The sequence below is a fragment of the Corynebacterium glutamicum ATCC 13032 genome (assembly GCF_000011325.1).
Taxonomy (GTDB): Bacteria; Actinomycetota; Actinomycetes; order Mycobacteriales; family Mycobacteriaceae; genus Corynebacterium; species Corynebacterium glutamicum.
On the sequence record NC_003450.3, the window covers coordinates 1,095,052 to 1,115,827 of the forward strand.

At 52.1% G+C, this 20,776-nt stretch carries 24 protein-coding genes and 1 pseudogene; 17 read left to right on the forward strand and 8 right to left on the reverse strand.

The window, feature by feature from the left end; all coding sequences use genetic code 11:
• Entirely contained in the window at positions 1-336 is a 336-nt protein-coding gene (locus CGL_RS05200) for a hypothetical protein (RefSeq protein WP_011014070.1), read from the forward strand.
• Here CGL_RS05200 and CGL_RS05205 read toward each other — a convergent pair.
• A pseudogene (locus tag CGL_RS05205) lies at positions 333-1,298 on the reverse strand (ISL3 family transposase); the annotation flags it as partial. The gene CGL_RS05200 and the pseudogene CGL_RS05205 sit on opposite strands and share 4 nt — an antisense overlap.
• A gap of 47 nt (positions 1,299-1,345) precedes the next feature.
• On the opposite strand from CGL_RS05205, the gene CGL_RS05210 reads away from it, so the two are divergent.
• Positions 1,346-1,585 carry a hypothetical protein gene (locus CGL_RS05210; RefSeq protein WP_041625411.1) on the forward strand — a complete coding sequence of 80 codons (240 nt, stop codon included), beginning with the start codon at positions 1,346-1,348 and terminating at the stop codon, positions 1,583-1,585.
• Between the two features lie 106 nt (positions 1,586-1,691).
• Here the strand turns inward: CGL_RS05210 and CGL_RS05215 are convergent, their stop codons facing one another.
• Positions 1,692-2,060: an SMI1/KNR4 family protein gene (locus CGL_RS05215; RefSeq protein WP_011014074.1), complete on the reverse strand. Its 369-nt coding sequence runs from the start codon at positions 2,058-2,060 to the stop codon at positions 1,692-1,694.
• A gap of 117 nt (positions 2,061-2,177) precedes the next feature.
• Between CGL_RS05215 and CGL_RS05220 the strand changes: the two genes are divergently transcribed.
• From CGL_RS05220 to CGL_RS05230, 3 genes are all read left to right on the forward strand, one after another.
• On the forward strand, positions 2,178-2,678 hold the full coding sequence (locus CGL_RS05220; RefSeq protein ID WP_011014075.1) for a 2'-5' RNA ligase family protein: 501 nt from the start codon (positions 2,178-2,180) through the stop codon (positions 2,676-2,678).
• Between the two features lie 62 nt (positions 2,679-2,740).
• Complete coding sequence (locus CGL_RS05225; RefSeq protein WP_011014076.1) at positions 2,741-3,544, forward strand: aldo/keto reductase; 804 nt, start codon at positions 2,741-2,743, stop codon at positions 3,542-3,544.
• 13 nt (positions 3,545-3,557) lie between these two features.
• Positions 3,558-3,881 (forward strand): carboxymuconolactone decarboxylase family protein, encoded by a 324-nt coding sequence (locus tag CGL_RS05230; RefSeq protein WP_011014077.1) that lies wholly within the window; start codon positions 3,558-3,560, stop codon positions 3,879-3,881.
• 179 nt (positions 3,882-4,060) lie between these two features.
• Here the strand turns inward: CGL_RS05230 and CGL_RS05235 are convergent, their stop codons facing one another.
• Positions 4,061-4,717 (reverse strand): SDR family oxidoreductase, encoded by a 657-nt coding sequence (locus CGL_RS05235; protein ID WP_011014078.1) that lies wholly within the window; start codon positions 4,715-4,717, stop codon positions 4,061-4,063.
• A 190-nt stretch (positions 4,718-4,907) separates the two neighbouring features.
• Between CGL_RS05235 and CGL_RS05240 the strand changes: the two genes are divergently transcribed.
• The 4 genes from CGL_RS05240 (at position 4,908) to CGL_RS05255 (ending at position 8,476) form a co-directional block, all read left to right on the forward strand.
• Positions 4,908-6,605 (forward strand): SulP family inorganic anion transporter, encoded by a 1,698-nt coding sequence (locus tag CGL_RS05240; protein WP_011265677.1) that lies wholly within the window; start codon positions 4,908-4,910, stop codon positions 6,603-6,605.
• Between the two features lie 506 nt (positions 6,606-7,111).
• The gene (locus CGL_RS05245) at positions 7,112-7,591 is read left to right on the forward strand and encodes a hypothetical protein (protein ID WP_227747745.1); all 480 of its coding nucleotides are present in this window, start codon (positions 7,112-7,114) and stop codon (positions 7,589-7,591) included.
• A gap of 97 nt (positions 7,592-7,688) precedes the next feature.
• Entirely contained in the window at positions 7,689-8,144 is a 456-nt protein-coding gene (locus tag CGL_RS05250; RefSeq protein WP_227747746.1) for a hypothetical protein, read from the forward strand.
• Positions 8,141-8,476: a hypothetical protein gene (locus CGL_RS05255; RefSeq protein ID WP_011014082.1), complete on the forward strand. Its 336-nt coding sequence runs from the start codon at positions 8,141-8,143 to the stop codon at positions 8,474-8,476. Before CGL_RS05250 ends, CGL_RS05255 begins: the two co-directional genes overlap by 4 nt.
• 184 nt (positions 8,477-8,660) lie before the next feature.
• Here CGL_RS05255 and CGL_RS05260 read toward each other — a convergent pair whose 3' ends face one another.
• On the reverse strand, positions 8,661-8,870 hold the full coding sequence (locus CGL_RS05260) for a hypothetical protein (protein WP_041625415.1): 210 nt from the start codon (positions 8,868-8,870) through the stop codon (positions 8,661-8,663).
• A gap of 29 nt (positions 8,871-8,899) precedes the next feature.
• Here CGL_RS05260 and CGL_RS15435 point away from each other — a divergent pair, with 29 nt between their 5' ends.
• On the forward strand, positions 8,900-9,055 hold the full coding sequence (locus CGL_RS15435) for a hypothetical protein (RefSeq protein ID WP_011014083.1): 156 nt from the start codon (positions 8,900-8,902) through the stop codon (positions 9,053-9,055).
• Here CGL_RS15435 and CGL_RS05265 read toward each other — a convergent pair.
• Together CGL_RS05265 and CGL_RS05270 are read right to left on the reverse strand one after the other, a co-directional pair.
• Positions 9,049-11,007: a VWA domain-containing protein gene (locus tag CGL_RS05265; RefSeq protein WP_011014084.1), complete on the reverse strand. Its 1,959-nt coding sequence runs from the start codon at positions 11,005-11,007 to the stop codon at positions 9,049-9,051. The genes CGL_RS15435 and CGL_RS05265 overlap by 7 nt on opposite strands.
• A 24-nt stretch (positions 11,008-11,031) precedes the next feature.
• On the reverse strand, positions 11,032-12,396 hold the full coding sequence (locus tag CGL_RS05270) for an AAA family ATPase (protein ID WP_020948549.1): 1,365 nt from the start codon (positions 12,394-12,396) through the stop codon (positions 11,032-11,034).
• A 55-nt stretch (positions 12,397-12,451) separates the two neighbouring features.
• Here CGL_RS05270 and CGL_RS05275 point away from each other — a divergent pair, with 55 nt between their 5' ends.
• From CGL_RS05275 to abc-f, 4 genes are all read left to right on the forward strand, one after another.
• Positions 12,452-13,153, forward strand: coding sequence for a histidine phosphatase family protein (locus CGL_RS05275; protein WP_011014086.1), 702 nt, complete (start codon positions 12,452-12,454; stop codon positions 13,151-13,153).
• Positions 13,150-13,857 (forward strand): SCO1664 family protein, encoded by a 708-nt coding sequence (locus CGL_RS05280; protein ID WP_011014087.1) that lies wholly within the window; start codon positions 13,150-13,152, stop codon positions 13,855-13,857. The genes CGL_RS05275 and CGL_RS05280 overlap by 4 nt, the downstream gene beginning before the upstream one ends.
• Before the next feature lie 84 nt (positions 13,858-13,941).
• Positions 13,942-14,706 (forward strand): isocitrate lyase/PEP mutase family protein, encoded by a 765-nt coding sequence (locus tag CGL_RS05285; protein ID WP_011014088.1) that lies wholly within the window; start codon positions 13,942-13,944, stop codon positions 14,704-14,706.
• Positions 14,707-14,740: 34 nt separating this feature from the next.
• Entirely contained in the window at positions 14,741-16,384 is a 1,644-nt protein-coding gene (gene abc-f, locus CGL_RS05290) for a ribosomal protection-like ABC-F family protein (RefSeq protein ID WP_011014089.1), read from the forward strand.
• Here abc-f and CGL_RS05295 read toward each other — a convergent pair.
• The gene (locus CGL_RS05295) at positions 16,371-16,769 is read right to left on the reverse strand and encodes an OsmC family protein (protein ID WP_011014090.1); all 399 of its coding nucleotides are present in this window, start codon (positions 16,767-16,769) and stop codon (positions 16,371-16,373) included. The two genes, abc-f and CGL_RS05295, sit on opposite strands and share 14 nt — an antisense overlap.
• A 68-nt stretch (positions 16,770-16,837) precedes the next feature.
• On the opposite strand from CGL_RS05295, the gene CGL_RS05300 reads away from it, so the two are divergent.
• Entirely contained in the window at positions 16,838-17,182 is a 345-nt protein-coding gene (locus tag CGL_RS05300) for a zinc ribbon domain-containing protein YjdM (protein ID WP_003856918.1), read from the forward strand.
• A 247-nt stretch (positions 17,183-17,429) separates the two neighbouring features.
• Here the strand turns inward: CGL_RS05300 and CGL_RS05305 are convergent, their stop codons facing one another.
• Positions 17,430-17,906: a MarR family winged helix-turn-helix transcriptional regulator gene (locus tag CGL_RS05305; protein WP_011014091.1), complete on the reverse strand. Its 477-nt coding sequence runs from the start codon at positions 17,904-17,906 to the stop codon at positions 17,430-17,432.
• Between the two features lie 144 nt (positions 17,907-18,050).
• Between CGL_RS05305 and CGL_RS05310 the strand changes: the two genes are divergently transcribed.
• Positions 18,051-19,271, forward strand: coding sequence for an MFS transporter (locus CGL_RS05310; RefSeq protein ID WP_011014092.1), 1,221 nt, complete (start codon positions 18,051-18,053; stop codon positions 19,269-19,271).
• Between the two features lie 163 nt (positions 19,272-19,434).
• Positions 19,435-20,745: an ISL3-like element IS31831 family transposase gene (locus CGL_RS05315; protein WP_011014093.1), complete on the forward strand. Its 1,311-nt coding sequence runs from the start codon at positions 19,435-19,437 to the stop codon at positions 20,743-20,745.
• Positions 20,746-20,776 lie beyond the last annotated feature (31 nt).

The following is a 20,776-nucleotide window of genomic DNA, read 5'->3' on the forward strand; positions in this document are numbered from 1 at the left end:
ATGGCTACTTCGGCACTGAAATTTTTGCTGCTTGGGTTTGGCGCGATTGGTCGCCAACTTGTTACGCTCTTCGACGAGGGAGAGTTTGGAGTCGAGGCGTTTACCCGTGCTGTCTCCCCACACATTGCGCATGGGACTTTGGGAATTGAGCTGTATGACGACCAACTGCCCAAGCTCATCGCAGACAGCGGCAGTGTGGTCGAAGTAGCACACGGCAAGGATCTCGTTCTGACGTCGGTGGGCGCGCTAGCTGAGCAGGTCGTGCGACAAGCGCTACTTGTAGGTTCCGGGAAAGTGCACGTGACTTCGGGCGCAATCGGGCTCTTCCGGTTTTAGAGTGCGTTGATTTTGTGGGTGAGTTGTCCGGAGTGGATGAGACAGTGCAGGATGTAGTGGTTGAGGTTGCGAAATCCTAGGGCGATTCCGCGGAGGTGTTCGAGTCGTCCGTTGATTGCTTCTACGGGTCCGTTAGAGATTCCGACATCGAAATACGCCAGGATGTCACCGAGGCGTTTGTGTAGGCTGCGGCCTAGTTGTGCAAGTTCTCGATTCGCTTGTCCTTTCAGTAGCCGCATCTGGTCAACAATCTCGCGCATCATGGTCTTTGCGCGGCGTTTATCGGCCATGTTGTATCAGTCAATAATGCCTTGATACGCCTGCCACATCAGTTGCAGTGCCGCGTAGTCTTTATCAAAGCTAAACAACTCATCAAGACGCTTTGCTTTTTCTTACTCAACCATTTTTGCGTGGTCAGCAAGGTTTTCCGGTTCTTATACAACGGGTCATCATGCAAACCCCGCCGGTGGTATTTTTCCTGCTGCAAACGTTGTCGGCATCGGGTGAGTTTATCGCCGGCGAGGAGTACCACGTGGAAAGGATCCATGACTCGGCGTGCGGCGGGCAGAAGTTGTTTGCTGGTTGTGGCATAGCCTTGGAATCCATCCATAGTTACAATGCGTACTTGGTGTCGAAATGCTGGGCTTCGGCGTGCAAGCCACGCCCGCAACGCATCAGCACTGCGGCCTTCGACTACATCAAGCAACCTCGCTGGGGACGTGGCATCGCGGTGGAAGGCTGGTCATATTAACAATGACGGTGACATAGCCATCACCATGTTTTAATCGGTTATGAGATCATTTGTGCTCATCGACGCCAATAACGTGCACAATTTCTAGGTGGGTGGGGTCGTAGTAGATGAGTTCGTGGCACATATCTAGGGCTAGTTGGCAGGTGAGATCCCAGCCTAGACCGAGGGCTTTCGCGGTTGCTGCGATACTCATACGGTCGATGTCGAGGCGTTACAATCGATGTTGTCGAATAAGGCGATTTCGAGTTTGAAAACTGTGTGACCATTGCGTTCGTAGAGGATATTTGGATTTCTGGCATCAAGCATTGCTTGGTCATGTTCATCGACGAACATGTTGTCGTAGCCGTGTTTCCCGCCGTCGAAAACCGTGATTTCTTCGTCGGTGTCAGTCGCCTTCGCGATGACAATGATCGGCTCGTCATCTGTGCGGACAAGAAGCTCGTAATGTTCGAAGATAGTGCCGTTGTGCTACAGCTCGAACTTCGTGCCGCTGTTTGAAGAATGCAAGGTTAGCGTGCGACCGAAATCTTGGGTGGTTAATGTGGCGTGACCTCCAAGGTGTGATGGAATTGGCTCGTTCCAAGTCGAATTCTGTCCAGCTGTTTTAGGCATCCTCAAGTTCAGTTTCGATCAGGGGTTCATCTTCGTGCGACCAGATGTAGAAAGCATCATCGTCGGGAAGCAGAATTATTAAGTCGCCCGTTCCGTCATTTGCAATTGCGATCGCATTTTCGGGGAAATTGTCCCATTCACGTGCAGATTCGGTCTCGCGGATGATGTCGTTGGCAGTTCGGACAAGCCTTTTTCGGTCGCTGTCATCACGAACTGGATGGAGAATCCAGTCGTTGTTTTCATTGTCGATGACTTCGCCACCATTGTTTTGAAGTAGTCGTTCGCGCAAAGTTTCGGGGAGGCGCCTGCCAAGGGTTTCCTCAGCTGCCAGGATTTTGTCTTCTGTCACGGGGAAAGCCATGCCACCATAATACGGGCCAAAAGCGTTAAAAGATGTTTGCTTTTCGACGCCACGACCCTCCCATTTCTACAATAAGTAGAGTGTAAGCAGCCTCAAGGACAAGGAAGTGATCAGAAGGTGGCGTCGCCAGAGAATATTCTCTTGTATCTTCCCGAAAAGGAAGAACAGCAGGTGCGGGAGGTGTTTGCTGGTCTGGAGGAGCAAGGGTTTCCCGTCCAGAATCAAAAACCACACATCACTATTACTTTTTCTCCCTCGATGCCAGACGATGTTGTGCAGCGAGCCTCGGAGCTGCTTCCACCTGTGATGCCAGCCAGATTCGCGCGCGTTGGAACAGTGGTATTTGGAACCAAGCGAAAACAAACCGTGGCGTGGCTGTTGGAAACATCTGAAGAACTAGAGGAAGTTGCGAGGAATATTAGCGCACTTAATCCGAACGGGCGTGGGCAACGTTGGGTTCCTCACTTAACTATGGGGTTGCGGCTTCCGAGGGAGATTGTTCCCGATTACATTCGAGCCTTGGATGAGGTGACGTCGCCGCATTTCAAAGAGTTCACCGCAACAACGGCTGCATATTGGCGACCTAAAATTCATCACCTCACCGTTTTTAAGGCTTAGAAAAATAGCAGTGTTGGGATGTGAATATCCATTTATGCTGCTGTAGTCGGCTATGTGGACGCATGGTGGCAACCTCTCAGTTTATCGATGACAGCGAGGCTGCCCAGGCGGTACGCGCAGCTATTGTTGCAGGATACCGAAACATTGATACTGCCCTAGCGTATGGAAACGAGCGCGGCGTTGGCGAAGGCATTCGCACCGCTGGAGTGCCCCGCGAGGAGCTCTTTATTTCCACCAAGCTAGCTGCAGAAATCAAAGATTACGATGGAGCAGTCGCCGCGATTGATGAGTCTTTGGCGAAAATTGGCTTGGATTATGTCGATCTGATGCTCATTCACTCCCCACAACCATGGAGTGATTTCCGTGGTGGGGACTATTCAGAGGGAAACCGTGAAGCGTGGCGCGCGCTGGAAGATGCCTACAAAGCCGGAAAGATTCGATCCATTGGTGTCTCGAACTTCCTGGAGGCCGATCTGGAGAATATCTTAGACTCCGCGACGGTTGCTCCTCACGTTAATCAGCTTCTTGTGCATGTTGGAAACACCCCAAGCGAGTTAATCAGTTTCTGCGATTCCAAGGGCATTCTGGTCGAAGCATATTCACCCATCGCCCACGGAGAGATGCTGAAGAACCAGCAGGTCAAGGCGATTGCTGACAAGTACAACGTGAGCATTCCGCAGCTATGCATTCGGTACACAATTCAACTGGGAACGGTGTCTTTGCCAAAGACTGCCAACCCAGATCATATGAGCTCCAATGCGCAGATCGACTTTGAAATTTCCGAGGAAGACATGGCGGCACTTCAAGAAGTGACCGCCCGCGATTATGGCGAGCACAGCGGTTTTCCTGTGTATTCCGGCAAGTAGAAAGATTTTTATCATGGGACAAAAAGTAACCGCAGGTCGTGACATCCTAGGAGAGTTTGCACCTAAGTCCGCTGAACTCAACGATGATGTCCTCTTTGGCCAGGTGTGGTCGAGGGAATCAGAGCTTTCCCCACGTGACCGAAGCATCGTGATCGTGACAATGTTGATGGCAAGTGGCGTGCTGGATAGTGCTTTTGAAAGCCACGTTCAGCGAGCCAAAGACAACGGTGTCACTGCTGAAGAAATCGCAGAGATCATCACCCACGTGGCCTTTTATGCAGGTTGGCCAAAGGCTTGGGCTGCGTTCCGCATCGCAAAGGACATTTACACCAAGTAATAGCGAGGCAGAAAACACATGAAGGTGGGCGTCGAAAAGCATGCTTCTCGACGCCACCTTCAGCTGCAGGGCCTAGGCGCTAGGCAGAAACGCTGGCTAGATCTGTTTGGAATAGTGGGGCAGTGGATTCCACAGGAACGATATTGGAATCGAGGATGCCGTCAATATCATCGGTATCGTCAGCCCGAAGTGCTGCAAAAGTTGCGGTCAGGCTTTCCTTGGGCAGGTCCATAAGTGGCAGAAAGCTCGAAGGTTTTGTTTCGTGCTTTTGCATCATTCAAACTGCTAACCAAAACTCGCGCGATTTGATCACGCGCAATCACGCCATCGGCTGGGCCACCCGACTGATTGGTGTCGCCTTGAAGCATGACGATCTGACGCTCGTCATCGTTGTTGTAATCAAACCAACCAGGGCGAACAATGGTGTAACCGTGTCCGCTAGCTCGAACAAGTTGCTCGCCATGTCGCTTCCACTCGGCATAAGCCACACCTGGGCGGGTCGTTCCAACGGCGGTCATCAGCACAATTTTTACATCTTTTCCCTTGACTGCCTTCAACGTGTTGGCAACGCCGGTGTAATCAACATCCCGCACATCGCTTTTACGAGTGGAGGTGCCGTGAGTGAAAATGATTCCCTCGACGCCTTTTACAGCTTTCTCAATCGAGGAAGGATCAAGCAGGTCTCCTACGATAATCTCTGCCTCAGCTGGAAGCACCCGTGCACGGGACTTGCTACGGACAAATGCCTTAACTTGGTATCCCTGGTTAAGTGCTTCCGAGACAACATGTCGGCCTATGCTTCCTGTTGCTCCTATGACTAAAACTGTCTCACTCATAATGTTCTCCTAGGTTCTTTGGGTTTGGGATGTTCCCTCAATCCATCTAATCCGTGTTTCAATTGCCCTGGGAGTGGCTGTTTACCCTGGTATTAGCAAAACTTCTTAAAGAGCCTTTTTGTGCCTTTATCCGAGTATCTTTAAAAGCATGAGTATTAAGTGGGCGCGCTTTGTACCGGGGATAACCGCGATGCGGGGCTATCAACGATCCTGGTTGAAGGGTGATGTCATCGCGGGTATAACCGTGGCCGCGTACTTGGTTCCACAAGTCATGGCTTATGCCGTCATTGCGGGGCTGCCAGCTGTCGTTGGTCTGTGGGGAGTTCTGGCTCCCATGGCGCTGTACTTTTTCTTGGGCACGTCTCGAAATCTCTCGGTTGGTCCTGAATCAACCACCGCTCTGATGACGGCTGCAGGTGTGGGAGCTTTAGTCGGGGCAGCTGGCGGGCCTGAACGATACGCAGAAGTAGCGGCACTATTGGCTATTGCAGTGGGCATTGTATGCGCTGTTGGTTTTATTGGCCGATTGGGATTTCTTACCAGGCTGTTGTCTCGACCGGTGCTCGTTGGATATTTGATCGGTATTGCAGTCTTGATGATCGTCAGTCAGCTGTCCAAAGTCACCCAGGTGAATGTGGAGAGCGGTCAGACGTGGCAGGAAATAATATCGTTTATCAAAGTAGCTGGCCAGGCACATATTCCTACAGTGATTTTGGCAGTCGTGGTGTTGAGCTTGCTGTATCTGGCAAATTGGTTGACGCCTAAATTTCCCAGCACACTCATGGTTCTTCTGCTTTCGGCAGCCGCGGTGGGGTTTTTTCATCTGGATAGGTTTGGTCTTGAGGTCATTGGTGAGGTGCCCCGTGGCCTGCCTCAACCAAGTATTCCCTCGATTGGCGATCTAGAGATCTGGTCGTTGTTGCCCTATGCCGTGGGTATTGCCATCGTTGGTTTTTCAGACAATGTGTTGACTGCTCGTGCATTCGCGTCGGGAAAAGATGAGGTGATTGATTCCAACCAGGAGCTGCTCGCACTGGGAACCGCAAACCTGGCGAATGGGTTCTTCCAGGGATTTCCTGTGTCATCGAGTGGCTCCCGAACTGTTCTTGGAGACACGGCAGGTGCTCGCACTCAGGTGCATTCACTTGTCGTGGTGGCGCTGGTGATCATGGTGCTGTTGTTTGCTGGTCCTGTGCTCGAGTCTTTCCCAGATGCGGCACTTGGCGCCTTAGTTATTTATGCAGCAACGCAGTTGATTGATATCGCAGAGATCAAAAGGATCGCACGTTTCCGCAAGAGCGAGTTGGTCATCACAGCGGCTACTGCTGCATCCGTTGTGGCTTCTGGCGTGCTCGCGGGGATCGGCGTTGCGGTTACGTTGTCCATCTTGGATCTCATCAGACGTATTACCCGACCTTATGCCGATGTCCTAGGATATACGCCGGGCATGGCTGGAATGCACAGCTTGGAGGATTATCCTGAGTCGACAGCAGTCGAAGGGCTCGTGGTTTTTAGATACGATTCCCCACTGTTTTTCGCCAACGCTGATGATTTTTCCAAACGTGCCATCGAAGCCGTTGATGAAGCAACTCAACCCGTGCATTGGTTTTTACTGAATGCTGAAGCGAATACGGAAGTTGATCTCACGGCCGTCGATGCCATGGAAGCACTTCGCAAAACCCTGGAGGAACGGGGTATCCGATTTGCGATGGCCCGGGTGAAGCAAGATCTACGCCGAAGCCTCGAGCCTGCAGGTTTCATTGAATCCGTGGGGGAGGAGTACATTTTCGCCACACTCCCCACTGCAGTCAAGGGGTATTCCGTGGAGTTTCGCGATCGTTTTGGAAACTATCCAGAAGGCGTTCCGAAAGAAATTTTGGAACTTTAAGCTGCCTGGTTGGCGGACTTAGTCATGAATCAACTTGTTGGATTTCATCTCTTTAATGAGGATTACAACGTCAATGATCATCTGCGAAATACGGCCTTCAGCCATGTTTAGTTTCCCTTCGAAATGAATCAATAGATTTTCACAGTATTCTGAACTCTAGGTTCAAATCACTCCATCCCAGCCACCGGAATCTAAAATCTCAAGCATCTTGACCTTCGAGAGATTCAAGTTCTGCAGTAGCTAACCAGCGGGAGAACTCTTCAATCAGATAACAGAGTCTGGCCAGCTCTGCACACGTTTTATTGATTGTGCAGCAATAAATCGAGGTTCAAAACATAGGACCGCATTAGCGATTAGCGCGCGCTGAGCTTTAGTTTACAGCTAACATGAGGTGCATAAACAAAACGGTAGATCAGCAAATCGCACTGTTTGGGCAATCGGGAAGCGGAAAAACTGCATTATTGTGCTCTTTTTATGGTACCGCACGGGAATCCTCGCAAGAGGACGTGAAATTATTCGAGATCTCTGCCGAAGATGATCGACACACAGAATTGATGAGACTGTATCTGGGAATGAGAGATGATTCGCTTTTCCCACCTGCGAATCGATTTGAGTCAAAAAATACAGTCTTTTCTCTGAAACAAAAAGGTGTTCCGATTAAAGAAGCACGGAAGGCAGATCAGGTCCGGGTGACCTGGAATGATTATCCTGGCGAGTGGTTCGAGGGAGGGGCCACGACGGAATCAGAAAAACAGGACAAGATCAATACTTTTAGAAACCTGTTGGGTTCAGACGTAGCACTCTTTTTGGTTGATGGGCAAAGGCTTCATGACTATGCCGATGATGAGGAGCGCTATCTTACGTACCTTTTTGATAGCTTCACTGAATCCTTGAGCCAAATCAAAGAGGCGATTTTGGAGGATGGTACACCGCTCCAACAGTTCCCTCGCATCTGGGTGATTGCTTTGTCTAAAGCTGATTTATAGCCGGATCTCACGGTTACAGAATTCGAAAATCTGCTAATTAAAAAGGCAGGCAATGAAATCAATGAACTGCGTTCAAAGCTGCTCGAATTTATCGATAATGATGAAGCCTTCTCATTTGGAAAAGACTTCCTACTTTTATCATCAGCGAAATTCACTCCCGGGACATACTGATCTCAGCCAGCGCAAGGGCGTCGATGTGCTCCTACCTCTGGCTTGTGTTCTGCCGATCCAGCACCAGCTCTGGTGGCAGGAGCTGAGAGTTTTGCCAATTAACTTGGCGAACAGACTTGTTGGAAATGAATTTGTCAAGAATGGCATGAAGATCATCTTCAAAATGGCTAGTAACAAGTTCATCGACAACAAAAAGGGGCTGGCTATGCTAGTTTTTGCCGAACTTGTGATGGAAATGCTTGATCAGCCTGAAGAACAACTTCATAATGTGCGTGGAGTGGCTATTGAGAAGCGGGAGTTCCTCAAAGCTCTCACCGCTGATTTCACCAGCAGACTTAAACAAGCTCAAACCGATAAGATTCTTGTTTGGGATTTCGCATGACTATTATGTGGGCGACCCGTGGAAAAAATTGGGGTTTCCGATTCCTCGCCGACGGTGCCGAAAGTGATCCACTTCCTACCTATACGAAAGCTTTTGAAAATCGGGAGTGGGAAAGAGAATTTATTCGGACGAGTCCAGAATTCACAGCTGCTCGCATTGACGACCCGCTCGATCGCACCGACAACGTCGGTCGGACCATACCGCATGATTTTGTTCTTCGTGGGCAGTTTGCGGAGGGTATCAACACACTAGAGGATGTCCGCGAGATCATTTGGCCACTAGTCGCGCAACAGTATGAAGACATATGGGATCAACCAATTAACTCTGATTAATCCTGACGCCACTAGAGATAAACATTCGGATTTTTAGACACTTTCAACACAGTTGCTGTTGTCATCAACCTCACCACGGAATCTATTTTGTTCCCGTGTTGCTCGTTTTTTGATTCGCAGATACCTGTGAGCAAAGCGTGAAAATCCAGAGTCGTAGTCCTACATAGTAACGGTTAAAGTCTCGTTAGCATGGCCTTTCCTCCTTCGGAACGGTAACTCCGGAGTAGATCAGCCAGATAAACAGAACCACTTCGCCCACGAATGTGAACTCAGAAATGCCAGGATTTGGGGAGCCTAGGAGCACTGCCACTGCATCGACTAAATATCCTATGCCTGTGATGACCGCTAGGGTGCCGATGATCGTAGGAACCTTAAGGGATAGGCACAGCAGCACGCCTATGAGGATGAGATGGACTCCAAATATTGCCAGGTTTAACCGTTGATTGGGACACTTTGTTAGACCCCTATGATTCTGAGCAGAGTGTTGTTGTGTGGACTGGTAAGCCAGGCAGCAATACCCACAAATCACTCATGGTTCTTGCTGGCCTGGCTAAGGCGAAAACGTCCAATGCTCAGTAGCGGTGTCGTAAATACTCGCCCACGACTGCGGCGCCGAGTCCGTCCAGATCGGGAGCCACCACGGTGCCGCCAACACGGTCGGCTAGTTGGTTGAGAAAGTGCTCTAATCCTTGATCATGTCCCAGTCGGAAGAGTGTGGTGTGGGTTCCTCGCTTGGTTACTTTATCTAGTTGGGTGACGGTCTTGAACATGGTTTCTGGGTCAGTGGGCCAGTTGAACCAGGCGTGTCCATCGGCTTCGAGGTGAGCTGTGGGTTCGCCATCTGTGACAATGAGCAGGCTTGCTTTCATGGAGGGATGGCGAGCAAAGAACCGTTCTGCCAGCAGTAATGCGTGGTGGAGATTAGTTCCTTGTTCGTGAACCGGTGGCAGTGCAGTCAGTTCCTCGATGTCCATGTTTTGGGCATGTCGACCAAAAGTGATTAGTGCTAGTTCATCTCCTCTAAACCGGGTGGATACCAGGTGGTGGAGGGCAAGCGCTGTTTGCTTCATGGGCACCCAGCGGCCTTCGGCAGCCATGGAATAACTGGTGTCTACTAGCAGTGCCACGGCGTTGAGGGTGCGGGCTTCAGTTTCAATGACTTCCACATCATCTAAGTTGATGCGCAGCGGACCTTCCGTATCTGTTCCGGCTGTTCGCTGCAGAGCATTGGTGATGGTGCGGGTGACATCCCATGGTTGGGTGTCTCCGAAAACATAAGGTCGGGATGCTCCCGTCGCTTCACCGTTTGCTCCTGCCAACCGGGAGTCTCGCGAGCCTGGGCGGGACGATAATTGTTCGCTGGCGGCGTCGAGAAGCGCTTTCCCTAGACGGCGCATGGCCTGGGGGCTGAGCTTCAATGAGCCATCGGGGTTGCGGCGAAGAAGGCCGCTGTCGCGGAGCGCGCGCTCCAGTTTGGCCAAAGTTTCGGCAGAGACAGCGGCGTCATCGCCGAGTTGGCGGCGAATCGCATCAATGTCGAGGTCGGTGTGGGAGTTGCTCAGTTGTTCAGCAAGGTTGTCGAGTTCGGCGAGGTCCTGCATGGCGCCGGTGCCATCACCAAGTCCCATGCCTTCGTCGCCGGAGAATTGTTCGGAGCCATCCCAGTTGAGGTCGGGGCGCAGACCTTGGAGGTTTCCAGCCAGGTCACCGAGCAATTCCTGCAGCTCTGGGGATCCGAAAGCTTGGGCAGATAGTTTCATGAGTTCGCGGCGTTGTTCCTCTGATATGGAGTTGAACATGCGACTGGCTGCGGCGGAACGGGCTGCGAGGGCATCGATGAGCTCATTGATGTCGCGCGGCTGCTCGGGGAAGTGCTCGCCGTGTTTGGCCATAAAATTGGCGAAATCGGTGGGAGTGTCCGTTCCCTCGCGGTGTTTGGAGAGCAGGTCGTTGAGATCGCGCAGCATTTCGGCGATGGCTGCTTTGTCCTCGTCGGAGGCACCTTCCATGGCTTGTTTCATGCCGGAGAATTGCTGATCTAACATTTCACGGCCAAGCAGGTCACGGATTTGTTCAAACTTTTGGCGTGCTTCTTGGGATTGCCAATCGTAGGAATTTAGCTCGGAAACGGCAGCGGCGGTGGATTCAGGGAGGTTGCTGATCTGCATTTCGCGGAATGCTCGATCGGTGTCATCCATATCGATATCGCGGGCCAGTTGAGCGCGTTCCAGCTTGAGGCCTTCATCGAGAAGCTTGCGAACCTCAGCGAGTGTGCCACCGAGGTTGTTTCGGCTAAGTAATTCTCGGCGGCGTTCGGCTGCACGCCAGGCTAGATCATCGAGGCCTTCCTGTCCTCGGGCGCCTCTGCGCAGGTATTCACGTAGTGCCTGCTCAGGGGAATAACCAGCCATGACATCATCAGCAATATCGCGCAGGGCATCGCTGAGATCCACTGGAGGTGCCAGCGGATCTGGGCCTCCGGTGTAGCGTCCGTAACGGCTGCGGCGGGGTCGTGAATGTGAAGTGGCCATGGCTGTGGTGCTCCTTAAAACCAGTTAACCGTAAATGGTTTCACCTTCGCCAGAATCCTTGGCAATTTTTCGGGAAAGGTAAAGACCTTCCAAAGCAAGCTCAATGGCCATCGCGCGAGTACTTGGTGTGGTGGCACCAAAAGCTTGAGCGATGTCGTCATATAGCGTGCTTTCGCCGAGTTCGGGGAGCGAAGCCAAAAATTCTGACGCGGTGATGTTCGTGCCAGTGGAAACGGTGATGCTGCCGTCTAATGCTGCGATGAGCGGGGTGAGATCCAGCGAGCGCAGAGTGGAACGCAGCGCTTCTGCGGTTGCGGTGCGCAGGAGATAATCAAGGATTTCCCATTCGCGTCCTTCTTCGCCGGATTCAAATTCAATCTTGCCGCCGAGGACTTCCACGGCTGCTTCCAAATCAACCAGGCGGGCAACGGCCTCATCTTCGCCGAACACTGCTGCGCGTCGAAGAGCTGCTGCGGCCACAGTTTCTGCACCTGCAATGGAGAAACGAGCAGACACACCAGAACGCTGATTCACCGATGAGGATTCACGAAGCGCTCGGGTGTAGCGGGCAAGAATTTCAACCAAGATATCAGGGACTTGCGCAACAAGCTCTGCTTCCTGGCGGATAATTGCCACTTCATCGTCCAACTCAAGTGGGTAGTGGGTGCGGATTTCTGCACCGAAGCGGTCTTTGAGCGGAGTGATAATTCGGCCACGGTTGGTGTAATCCTCAGGGTTGGCTGAGGCAACAACCAGCACATCCAAGTCCAAACGAATGTTGTAGCCACGAATCTGCACATCACGTTCCTCCATGACGTTGAGCATGGCAACCTGGATGCGTTCAGCGAGGTCAGGAAGCTCGTTGATCGCCACGATGCCACGGTTGGCGCGAGGAATCAGACCGTAGTGAATGGTTTCTAGATCACCGAGGCTGCGGCCTTCAGCAACACGCATTGGGTCAACATCACCGATAAGATCAGCCACGGAAGTATCTGGGGTGGCAAGTTTCTCGGTATAGCGCGCATCGCGGTGTACCCATTCAATGGGCTGATCATCGGAGATCTCTACGTTTGGCGCAAGAGGGTGTTCTGGAACGTCGCGCCCGGGAATGATCGGGGACCACTCGTCGAGAAGCGTTATTAACGTGCGGAGCAGGCGGGTTTTACCCTGGCCGCGTTCGCCGAGCAGCACGATGTCGTGGCCGGCGATGAGCGCGCGTTCAAGCTGCGGGATGACCGTGTAGTTCAGGCCGTGCAGGCCTGGCCACGGATCTTCGCCGCTGCGAAGTTTGGCTAGGAGGTTGTCGCGGATTTCTACGCGCAAAGGTCGGTAGATGTGGCCGGCGGCCTTCAGCTCACCGACAGTTTGTACATTTGGTGGAAGACTCACACCCCACACCCTAGACCTTTTTTTAAGTGGGCGGTCAGGAATTTTTCGCACAGGTATGCTGCATGTCATGAAGCCGGGTTCACACGCAGCTGCCGAAAAGACTCAATCCACTGTGGTTTTACTCATTCGGCATGGGCAAACCCCAACAACTGGTCAGGTTCTGCCTGGTCAGACGCCGGGTTTACACCTGTCTGATAAGGGTGAAGAGCAGGCGCGGGAGGTGGCACAGCGTCTGGCGGAGGTGCCGATTACCGCTGTGTATTCATCGCCGATGGAGCGTGCGCAGGAAACAGCAGCACCGACGGTCAGCGCTCATGGCCTCGAGTTGACGGTGGAACCTGGGCTTATTGAATGCGATTTCGGCGAGTGGACGGGCCGGAAACTAACTGAGCTCAATGCCCTAGAGGAGTGGAAAGCGGTGCAGAAGACACCGTCTACCTTCAGGTTTCCAGGTGGTGAGAGTTTCGTGGAAATGCAGGATCGGATGGTGGAGGCTATCGGCAACATTGCGCAGCAGCATCCGGGAGAAATCGTTGCTGCGTTTAGTCATGCCGACACGATCAAGGCTGCGGTGGCTCATTTTGTAGGCACTCCACTGGATTCTTTTCAGCGCATTTTCATCGACACGGCGTCAATTTCCGCAGTGGAATTTACCGGGAAATCTTCAGGCGTCTCCTCCCATATGCTGCTGACAAATTCCAGAACAGGATCGTTGGGATACCTTCGAGACAAACTTCCGAAAGCTCCGCAACCATGATCACCTCACCATTTGAGCGCGAGCTGAAGCTGCTCAACGAGGGGGAACTGGGTATTGTCCAGCAGTTGGTGGAATCAAGCAACATCGGATTCATCGTCGATCTTGAATTAGATGGCGATTATGGGTGGGCGGTCTACAAACCGGAATTGGGGGAGCAACCCCTGTGGGATTTCCCTCCTGGCCTGTACAAACGTGAACGTGCAGCCTTTGTGATCAGTGAGTTTTTGGGTTGGAACATCGTGCCTCCAACGGTGATCATGCACGATGCCCCGGCTGGTGTGGGCTCGGTGCAGTGGTTTATTGAAAACAATGGCGAACACTATTTTCCACTGTTTGACACCCGCGCTGACCTGCATCCGCAGTTTGTCCGCATGGCTGTGTTTGATCTGTTGTGCAACAACACTGACCGGAAAGCGGGCCATGTGTTGTTAGACGGCGATCATATTTGGGGCATCGATCACGGGTTGTGTTTTTCCGTCGAACCGAAGCTGCGCACGGTGATTTGGGATTTCGCAGGCTGCACCATTCCAGATGACTTGGTGACAGATGTTGAGCAGCTTTTGGAGGACGTCCCGGAAGAACTTCATCAGCTTCTTCATCCCGCAGAAATTGATGCGCTGCAGCGCCGTGCCTCAAGAATCAGCAGGTTACCGTTCCTTCCGCAGGCGAAATCGCATCGTCAATTCCCTTGGCCACTTGTTTGAGTAGGCTGGCGGGCAGGTGCTTGAAATACTCTGATTAGTTCCAAGCAAATTAGCACAACTTCACACTTTATTTAGGAGCATGTTATGTCTGACCTGAAGTCACTTGCCACGAAATTTGCTAGCGATCATGAATCCGGAAAGCTGCTGGTCCTGCCTACCGTCTGGGATACCTGGAGCGCGGGGCTCGTAGAAGAAGCAGGATTTAGTGGCCTGACCATTGGTAGCCACCCAGTCGCGGATGCGACAGGAAGCTCCGATGGTGAAAACATGAATTTTGCAGATTATATGGCGGTGGTCAAGAAGATCACCTCGGCGGTATCCATCCCCGTAAGCGTTGATGTGGAATCCGGTTATGGTCTCTCGCCTGCGGATTTGATCGCACAGATTTTGGAAGCTGGCGCAGTGGGCATCAATGTGGAAGATGTTGTGCACAGCGAGGGTAAGCGTGTTCGTGAGGCGCAGGAGCACGCTGATTACATCGCTGCGGCACGTCAAGCTGCCGATGTGGCAGGTGTAGATGTGGTGATCAACGGTCGCACGGATGCCGTCAAACTTGGTGCAGACGTTTTTGAAGATCCGATGGTGGAGGCCATCAAGCGCATCAAGCTCATGGAACAGGCAGGCGCGCGTTCGGTGTACCCCGTGGGTCTGAGCACCGCCGAGCAGGTTGAGCGCCTGGTGGACGCTGTGTCAGTGCCGGTCAACATCACCGCGCACCCGGTTGATGGGCACGGCGCAGGCGATCTGGCCACCCTCGCAGGCCTTGGCGTGCGCCGCGTGACCTTCGGTCCGCTCTGGCAAAAATGGCTGGCTGCCACCTCGGCGCAGCAGCTTAAGGGCTGGGCTTAAATTGCTTGTCGACGCCTAGTGCCACAATGGAGACATGACCGAAACACTTGTGGTGAATGGCCTTGCAGGCGGCTATGGGCACCGCACATTATTTAACGATGTGAATCTCACCGTAGCTGCCGGCGATGTCGTGGGCGTTGTCGGCGTCAATGGCGCTGGTAAATCCACATTTCTAAAAATTCTGGCGGGCGTGGAAAAGCCACTGGCTGGAACTATCGCGCTTTCGCCAGCCGATGCTTTTGTGGGCTACTTGCCACAGGAACACACCCGCACGTCTGGAGAGACGATCGCAGTTTACATTGCTCGTCGAACCGGCTGCCAAGCTGCAACAACTGCCATGGATGACACCGCCGAAGCGTTTGGTGCGGATCCAGACAACGCTGCCTTGGCCGATGCATACGCCGAGGCGCTGGATCGGTGGATGGCCAGTGGCGCAGCCGATTTGGATGAACGCATCCCCATCGTGCTCGCTGATTTGGGCTTTGAGCTTCCCACCTCGACGCTGATGGAAGGACTTTCAGGCGGGCAGGCAGCCCGGGTCGGGCTGGCGGCGTTACTGTTGTCACGTTTTGACATTGTGCTTCTCGACGAGCCCACCAACGATTTGGATCTCGACGGTCTTGAGCAACTGGAGAATTTTGTTCAGGGGCTTCGCGGGGGAGTCGTACTGGTCAGCCATGATCGTGAGTTTCTTTCCAGGTGTGTGACCACTGTGCTGGAACTCGATCTGCACCAAAATTCCCACCATGTTTATGGCGGTGGATATGATTCCTACCTTGAGGAACGCGCAGTGCTACGCCAGCACGCCCGTGACCAATATGAGGAATTTGCGGAAAAGAAGAAGGACCTTGTGGCACGTGCTCGAACGCAGCGTGAATGGTCTAGTCACGGTGTCCGCAATGCTATTAAACGTGCACCTGACAACGACAAACTTCGGAAGAAAGCCGCTGCGGAATCCAGTGAAAAGCAGGCTCAAAAAGTCCGCCAGATGGAAAGCCGCATCGCTCGGTTAGAAGAAGTTGAAGAGCCACGTAAAGAATGGAAACTGCAGTTCAGCGTCGGTAAGGCGTCGCGGTCAAGTTCTGTTGTTTCCACGTTGAATGATGCAAGCTTCACCCAAGGCGATTTCACCTTGGGACCAGTATCCATCCAAGTAAATGCTGGCGATCGCATTGGCATCACAGGACCCAACGGTGCTGGTAAATCCACATTGCTGCGCGGACTATTGGGAAACCAAGAACCCACCAGCGGTACTGCCACGATGGGCACGAGCGTGGCGATCGGAGAAATCGATCAGGCACGAGCGTTACTTGATCCACAGTTGCCACTGATTTCTGCGTTTGAAAAGCATGTTCCAGACTTACCGATCAGTGAGGTGCGCACACTGCTCGCGAAATTTGGGCTGAATGATAATCATGTGGAACGGGACGTCGAAAAGCTATCTCCTGGCGAGCGCACGCGCGCCGGACTTGCGCTGCTACAGGTGCGGGGCGTCAACGTGCTTGTTCTTGATGAGCCCACCAACCACCTTGACCTGGAGGCCATCGAGCAATTGGAGCAAGCGTTGGCCTCGTATGATGGTGTGTTGCTGCTGGTCACGCACGATCGTCGCATGTTGGACGCTGTGCAGACCAATCGTCGTTGGCATGTCGAGGCTGGCGAAGTTAGGGAGCTATAACCGTTTCCGTATTGATGCCATGGTGAATTGATCGCTTCACAGAACACAGGCGATCAATTTTCTTCGCGGCGCTGGCAATAAGTTTGTCCTGCGCCTGCTGATCGAGGCCTGCCATATCAACTTGCAACGTGTACAGCAGATCAGTGATCAGCCCTGTGGTCTCCGTGGATTCGACAGTCGCGCTCGCAGTGAAATCCTGGCCCAACTGGTGCGCGAGCTGAGCCTCTGCCGACAAAGAAGCGCAGCCAACAACAGCGGCCTGCAATAATTCACCCGGGGAAAACGTCCCAGGAACTCCCGGCGCGCTGACTTTAAGTTCGGCTCCGAAATCATTAACCACAGTGTAAGTGTTTGGGCTGGTGCGGGTTGCTTTAATGGAGGTCATGCTCGCAGGCTAACAGAATTGGTGGTTTTAGTGCTGTTACCAGGGACATCGGCTAGAATCTGCTGAATATGTCTGATCAATTAGCTCCCTGCCCTGAGTGCAGCAGTGAATATACCTACGAAAACGGCGGCGTTCTGGTCTGCCCAATGTGTGCCCACGAATGGGTCGAAGGTGAAGTAGCGGAAGAAACCGCGACTGTCATCAAAGACTCTGTGGGAAATATCCTCAATGATGGCGATTCCGTATCGATTGTGAAGAGCCTCAAAGTCAAGGGTGGCGGTGCCATCAAGATTGGCACCAAAGTCAGCGGAATTCGTCTTCTTGAAGAGCCAGTTGACGGCCACGACATCGACGCTAAGGTCCCTGGATTTGGTCAAATGCGACTCAAGTCCAGTGTTGTAAAGAAGGCCTAAACCCTTTTAAGGAGCTTTAGGGCAACTTGCGCCAGCGGCGGCGATGGTTAAAGCTGAAAGGGCTAAAATCGCTGCAAGAGTCGTTGGTACAGCAGTCATCACAATCCCCTTTGCTTAAAATTTATTAAGGCCTCTTGTATTGGGGCCTTTAATGCTAGATCTTTTATATCATTAGGCTGTGAAGTGGGGAAGTGATCCACAGAAATAAATTCTGTGGATATGGTTTTAGAGGTGCGTTTATGGGCACTTAGGGGCGGGGCCACTTCATATCGAGGTATTCTTCCAAGCTTTCATTGTGCTTCCGCAATAGCTTGGCATGCGTTTTAATGTCTTCCTCATCCCAATCATGAAGAATGCGGGTGAGATCCTGCTGGCGGGCAAGAAGCTCCTGCTGCAGTTTTTCTTTACCCAACTCAGTTGGACGATGAAGTTTAGCGGGGCATGCTTGATCATCGACGACTTCAATTAAGCCATTGGCAATGGCTGCTTTGAGTTGGCGGTGCACGGTAGAAACGTTAAGTCCAAAGCTTTCAGCTAGCTCATTAACTGTCATAGGTCCTTGAGCGTCAAGGCGGGTGAGCAAGATGAGGGCGCTGCGATCCATGATGGCTTCGCGCTTGTTGGTCGGTGTGTTTTGGACACCATACCGGGTGAGCAGGATGATCTCATACGCGAGTTGATCGAGGGTTTCAGCTTGGTCGAACTCTTCTGGATCTGTAGACACTATGGTAATTCGCTCCCTTTAAAAACGTCTGGACTCATAGAGTATTTTATATCCTAGCAAGGGTGTTGCATGATGCAATAAACGTGGTAGTTTGTGTTCATAACAAAATTGCATGATGCAATAATTTCGATTTAAAGGAGAACAGTGTCCGTAGCTGAAGAAGGGAAACTTTTTACACCAACGTTTGTCATGGGATGGTTTGCCAACCTTTTCCAGTTCCTGGTGTTCTACTTCCTCATCACCACCATGGCTTTGTACGCCATCAAGGAATTTCAAGCCTCTGAAGTAGAAGCTGGCTTCGCATCCAGCTCAATTGTTATCGGCGCAGTCTTTTCCAGGTTTTTCTCCGGCTATATTATTGACCGTTTTGGTCGACGCAAGATTGTGCTCATCTCAGTCCTAGTCACTACCATTGCGTGTGCCTTGTACCTTCCCATCGAATCATTGCCATTGCTATACGCAAACAGGTTCCTCCACGGTGTTGGATACGCTTTTGCTGCCACCGCGATCATGGCAATGGTCCAGGAGCTCATTCCAGCGTCACGACGTTCCGAAGGTACTGGTTACCTGGCATTGGGCACTACCGTTTCTGCAGCACTTGGACCAGCCCTAGCACTTTTTGTCCTAGGAACATTTGATTACGACATGCTGTTTATCGTGGTCTTGGCAACCTCGGTCATCTCTTTGATCGCCGTCGTGTTCATGTACTTTAAGACCAGCGACCCTGAGCCTTCTGGGGAACCAGCCAAGTTCAGCTTCAAATCTATTATGAACCCAAAGATCATCCCCATCGGCATCTTTATCTTGCTTATTTGCTTTGCTTACTCTGGCGTCATTGCCTACATCAACGCATTTGCTGAAGAACGCGATCTGATTACGGGTGCTGGATTGTTCTTCATTGCCTACGCAGTATCAATGTTTGTGATGCGCAGCTTCCTTGGCAAACTGCAGGACCGTCGCGGAGACAACGTCGTTATTTACTTTGGATTGTTCTTCTTCGTTATTTCCTTGACGATTTTGTCCTTTGCCACTTCCAACTGGCACGTTGTGTTGTCCGGAGTCATTGCAGGTCTGGGATACGGCACTTTGATGCCAGCAGTGCAGTCCATCGCTGTTGGTGTAGTAGACAAAACCGAATTCGGTACGGCCTTCTCCACTTTGTTCCTGTTTGTGGACTTAGGTTTTGGCTTTGGACCTATTATCCTGGGAGCAGTTTCTGCGGCAATTGGTTTCGGACCTATGTATGCAGCACTGGCAGGTGTGGGTGTGATTGCCGGAATCTTCTACCTGTTCACACACGCTCGCACCGATCGAGCTAAGAATGGCTTTGTTAAACACCCAGAGCCTGTCGCTTTAGTTAGCTAGTTCTTTCAGCTTTCCCTCCCGATCAGCGTAAACCGGCCCTTCCGGTTTTGGGGTACATCACAGAACCTGGGCTAGCGGTGTAGACCCGAAAATAAACGAGCCTTTTGTCAGGGTTAAGGTTTAGGTATCTAAGCTAACCAAACACCAACAAAAGGCTCTACCCATGAAGTCTACCGGCAACATCATCGCTGACACCATCTGCCGCACTGCGGAACTAGGACTCACCATCACCGGCGCTTCCGATGCAGGTGATTACACCCTGATCGAAGCAGACGCACTCGACTACACCTCCACCTGCCCAGAATGCTCCCAACCTGGGGTGTTTCGTCATCACACCCACCGGATGCTCATTGATTTACCCATCGTCGGGTTTCCCACCAAACTGTTTATCCGTCTACCTCGCTACCGCTGCACCAACCCCACATGTAAGCAAAAGTATTTCCAAGCAGAACTAAGCTGCGCTGACCACGGTAAAAAGGTCACCCACCGGGTCACCCGCTGGATTTTACAACGCCTTGCTATTGACCGGATGAGTGTTCACGCAACCGCGAAAGCACTTGGGCTAGGGTGGGATTTAACCTGCCAACTAGCCCTCGATATGTGCCGTGAGCTGGTCTATAACGATCCTCACCATCTTGATGGAGTGTATGTCATTGGGGTGGATGAGCATAAGTGGTCACATAATAGGGCTAAGCATGGTGATGGGTTTGTCACCGTGATTGTCGATATGACCGGGCATCGGTATGACTCACGGTGTCCTGCCCGGTTATTAGATGTCGTCCCAGGTCGTAGTGCTGATGCTTTACGGTCCTGGCTTGGCTCCCGCGGTGAACAGTTCCGCAATCAGATACGGATCGTGTCCATGGATGGATTCCAAGGCTACGCCACAGCAAGTAAAGAACTCATTCCTTCTGCTCGTCGCGTGATGGATCCATTCCATGTTGTGCGGCTTGCTGGTGACAAGCTCACCGCCTGCCGGCAACGCCTCCAGCGGGAGAAATACCAGCGTCGTGGTTTAAGCCAGGATCCGTTGTATAAAAACCGGAAGACCTTGTTGACCACGCACAAGTGGTTGAGTCCTCGTCAGCAAGAAAGCTTGGAGCAGTTGTGGGCGTATGACAAAGACTACGGGGCGTTAAAGCTTGCGTGGCTTGCGTATCAGGCGATTATTGATTGTTATCAGATGGGTAATAAGCGTGAAGCGAAGAAGAAAATGCGGACCATTATTGATCAGCTTCGGGTGTTGAAGGGGCCGAATAAGGAACTCGCGCAGTTGGGTCGTAGTTTGTTTAAACGACTTGGTGATGTGTTGGCGTATTTCGATGTTGGTGTCTCCAACGGTCCGGTCGAAGCGATCAACGGACGGTTGGAGCATTTGCGTGGGATTGCTCTAGGTTTCCGTAATTTGAACCACTACATTCTGCGGTGCCTTATCCATTCAGGGCAGTTGGTCCATAAGATCAATGCACTCTAAAACAGGAAGAGCCCGTAAACCTCTGACTAGC

Bases quoted from the DNA above. Each gene is read 5' to 3' on its own strand.
- CGL_RS05200 (WP_011014070.1), top strand. From the start codon at position 1: ATGGCTACTTCGGCACTGAAATTTTTGCTGCTTGGGTTTGGCGCGATT.
- CGL_RS05215 (WP_011014074.1), bottom strand. From the start codon at position 2,060: ATGGCTTTCCCCGTGACAGAAGACAAAATCCTGGCAGCTGAGGAAACC.
- CGL_RS05225 (WP_011014076.1), top strand. From the start codon at position 2,741: ATGGTGGCAACCTCTCAGTTTATCGATGACAGCGAGGCTGCCCAGGCG.
- CGL_RS05230 (WP_011014077.1), top strand. From the start codon at position 3,558: ATGGGACAAAAAGTAACCGCAGGTCGTGACATCCTAGGAGAGTTTGCA.
- CGL_RS05235 (WP_011014078.1), bottom strand. From the start codon at position 4,717: ATGAGTGAGACAGTTTTAGTCATAGGAGCAACAGGAAGCATAGGCCGA.
- CGL_RS05240 (WP_011265677.1), top strand. From the start codon at position 4,908: ATGCGGGGCTATCAACGATCCTGGTTGAAGGGTGATGTCATCGCGGGT.
- CGL_RS05250 (WP_227747746.1), top strand. From the start codon at position 7,689: ATGATGAAGCCTTCTCATTTGGAAAAGACTTCCTACTTTTATCATCAG.
- CGL_RS05255 (WP_011014082.1), top strand. From the start codon at position 8,141: ATGACTATTATGTGGGCGACCCGTGGAAAAAATTGGGGTTTCCGATTC.
- CGL_RS05265 (WP_011014084.1), bottom strand. From the start codon at position 11,007: ATGGCCACTTCACATTCACGACCCCGCCGCAGCCGTTACGGACGCTAC.
- CGL_RS05275 (WP_011014086.1), top strand. From the start codon at position 12,452: ATGCTGCATGTCATGAAGCCGGGTTCACACGCAGCTGCCGAAAAGACT.
- CGL_RS05280 (WP_011014087.1), top strand. From the start codon at position 13,150: ATGATCACCTCACCATTTGAGCGCGAGCTGAAGCTGCTCAACGAGGGG.
- CGL_RS05285 (WP_011014088.1), top strand. From the start codon at position 13,942: ATGTCTGACCTGAAGTCACTTGCCACGAAATTTGCTAGCGATCATGAA.
- abc-f (WP_011014089.1), top strand. From the start codon at position 14,741: ATGACCGAAACACTTGTGGTGAATGGCCTTGCAGGCGGCTATGGGCAC.
- CGL_RS05295 (WP_011014090.1), bottom strand. From the start codon at position 16,769: ATGACCTCCATTAAAGCAACCCGCACCAGCCCAAACACTTACACTGTG.
- CGL_RS05300 (WP_003856918.1), top strand. From the start codon at position 16,838: ATGTCTGATCAATTAGCTCCCTGCCCTGAGTGCAGCAGTGAATATACC.
- CGL_RS05315 (WP_011014093.1), top strand. From the start codon at position 19,435: ATGAAGTCTACCGGCAACATCATCGCTGACACCATCTGCCGCACTGCG.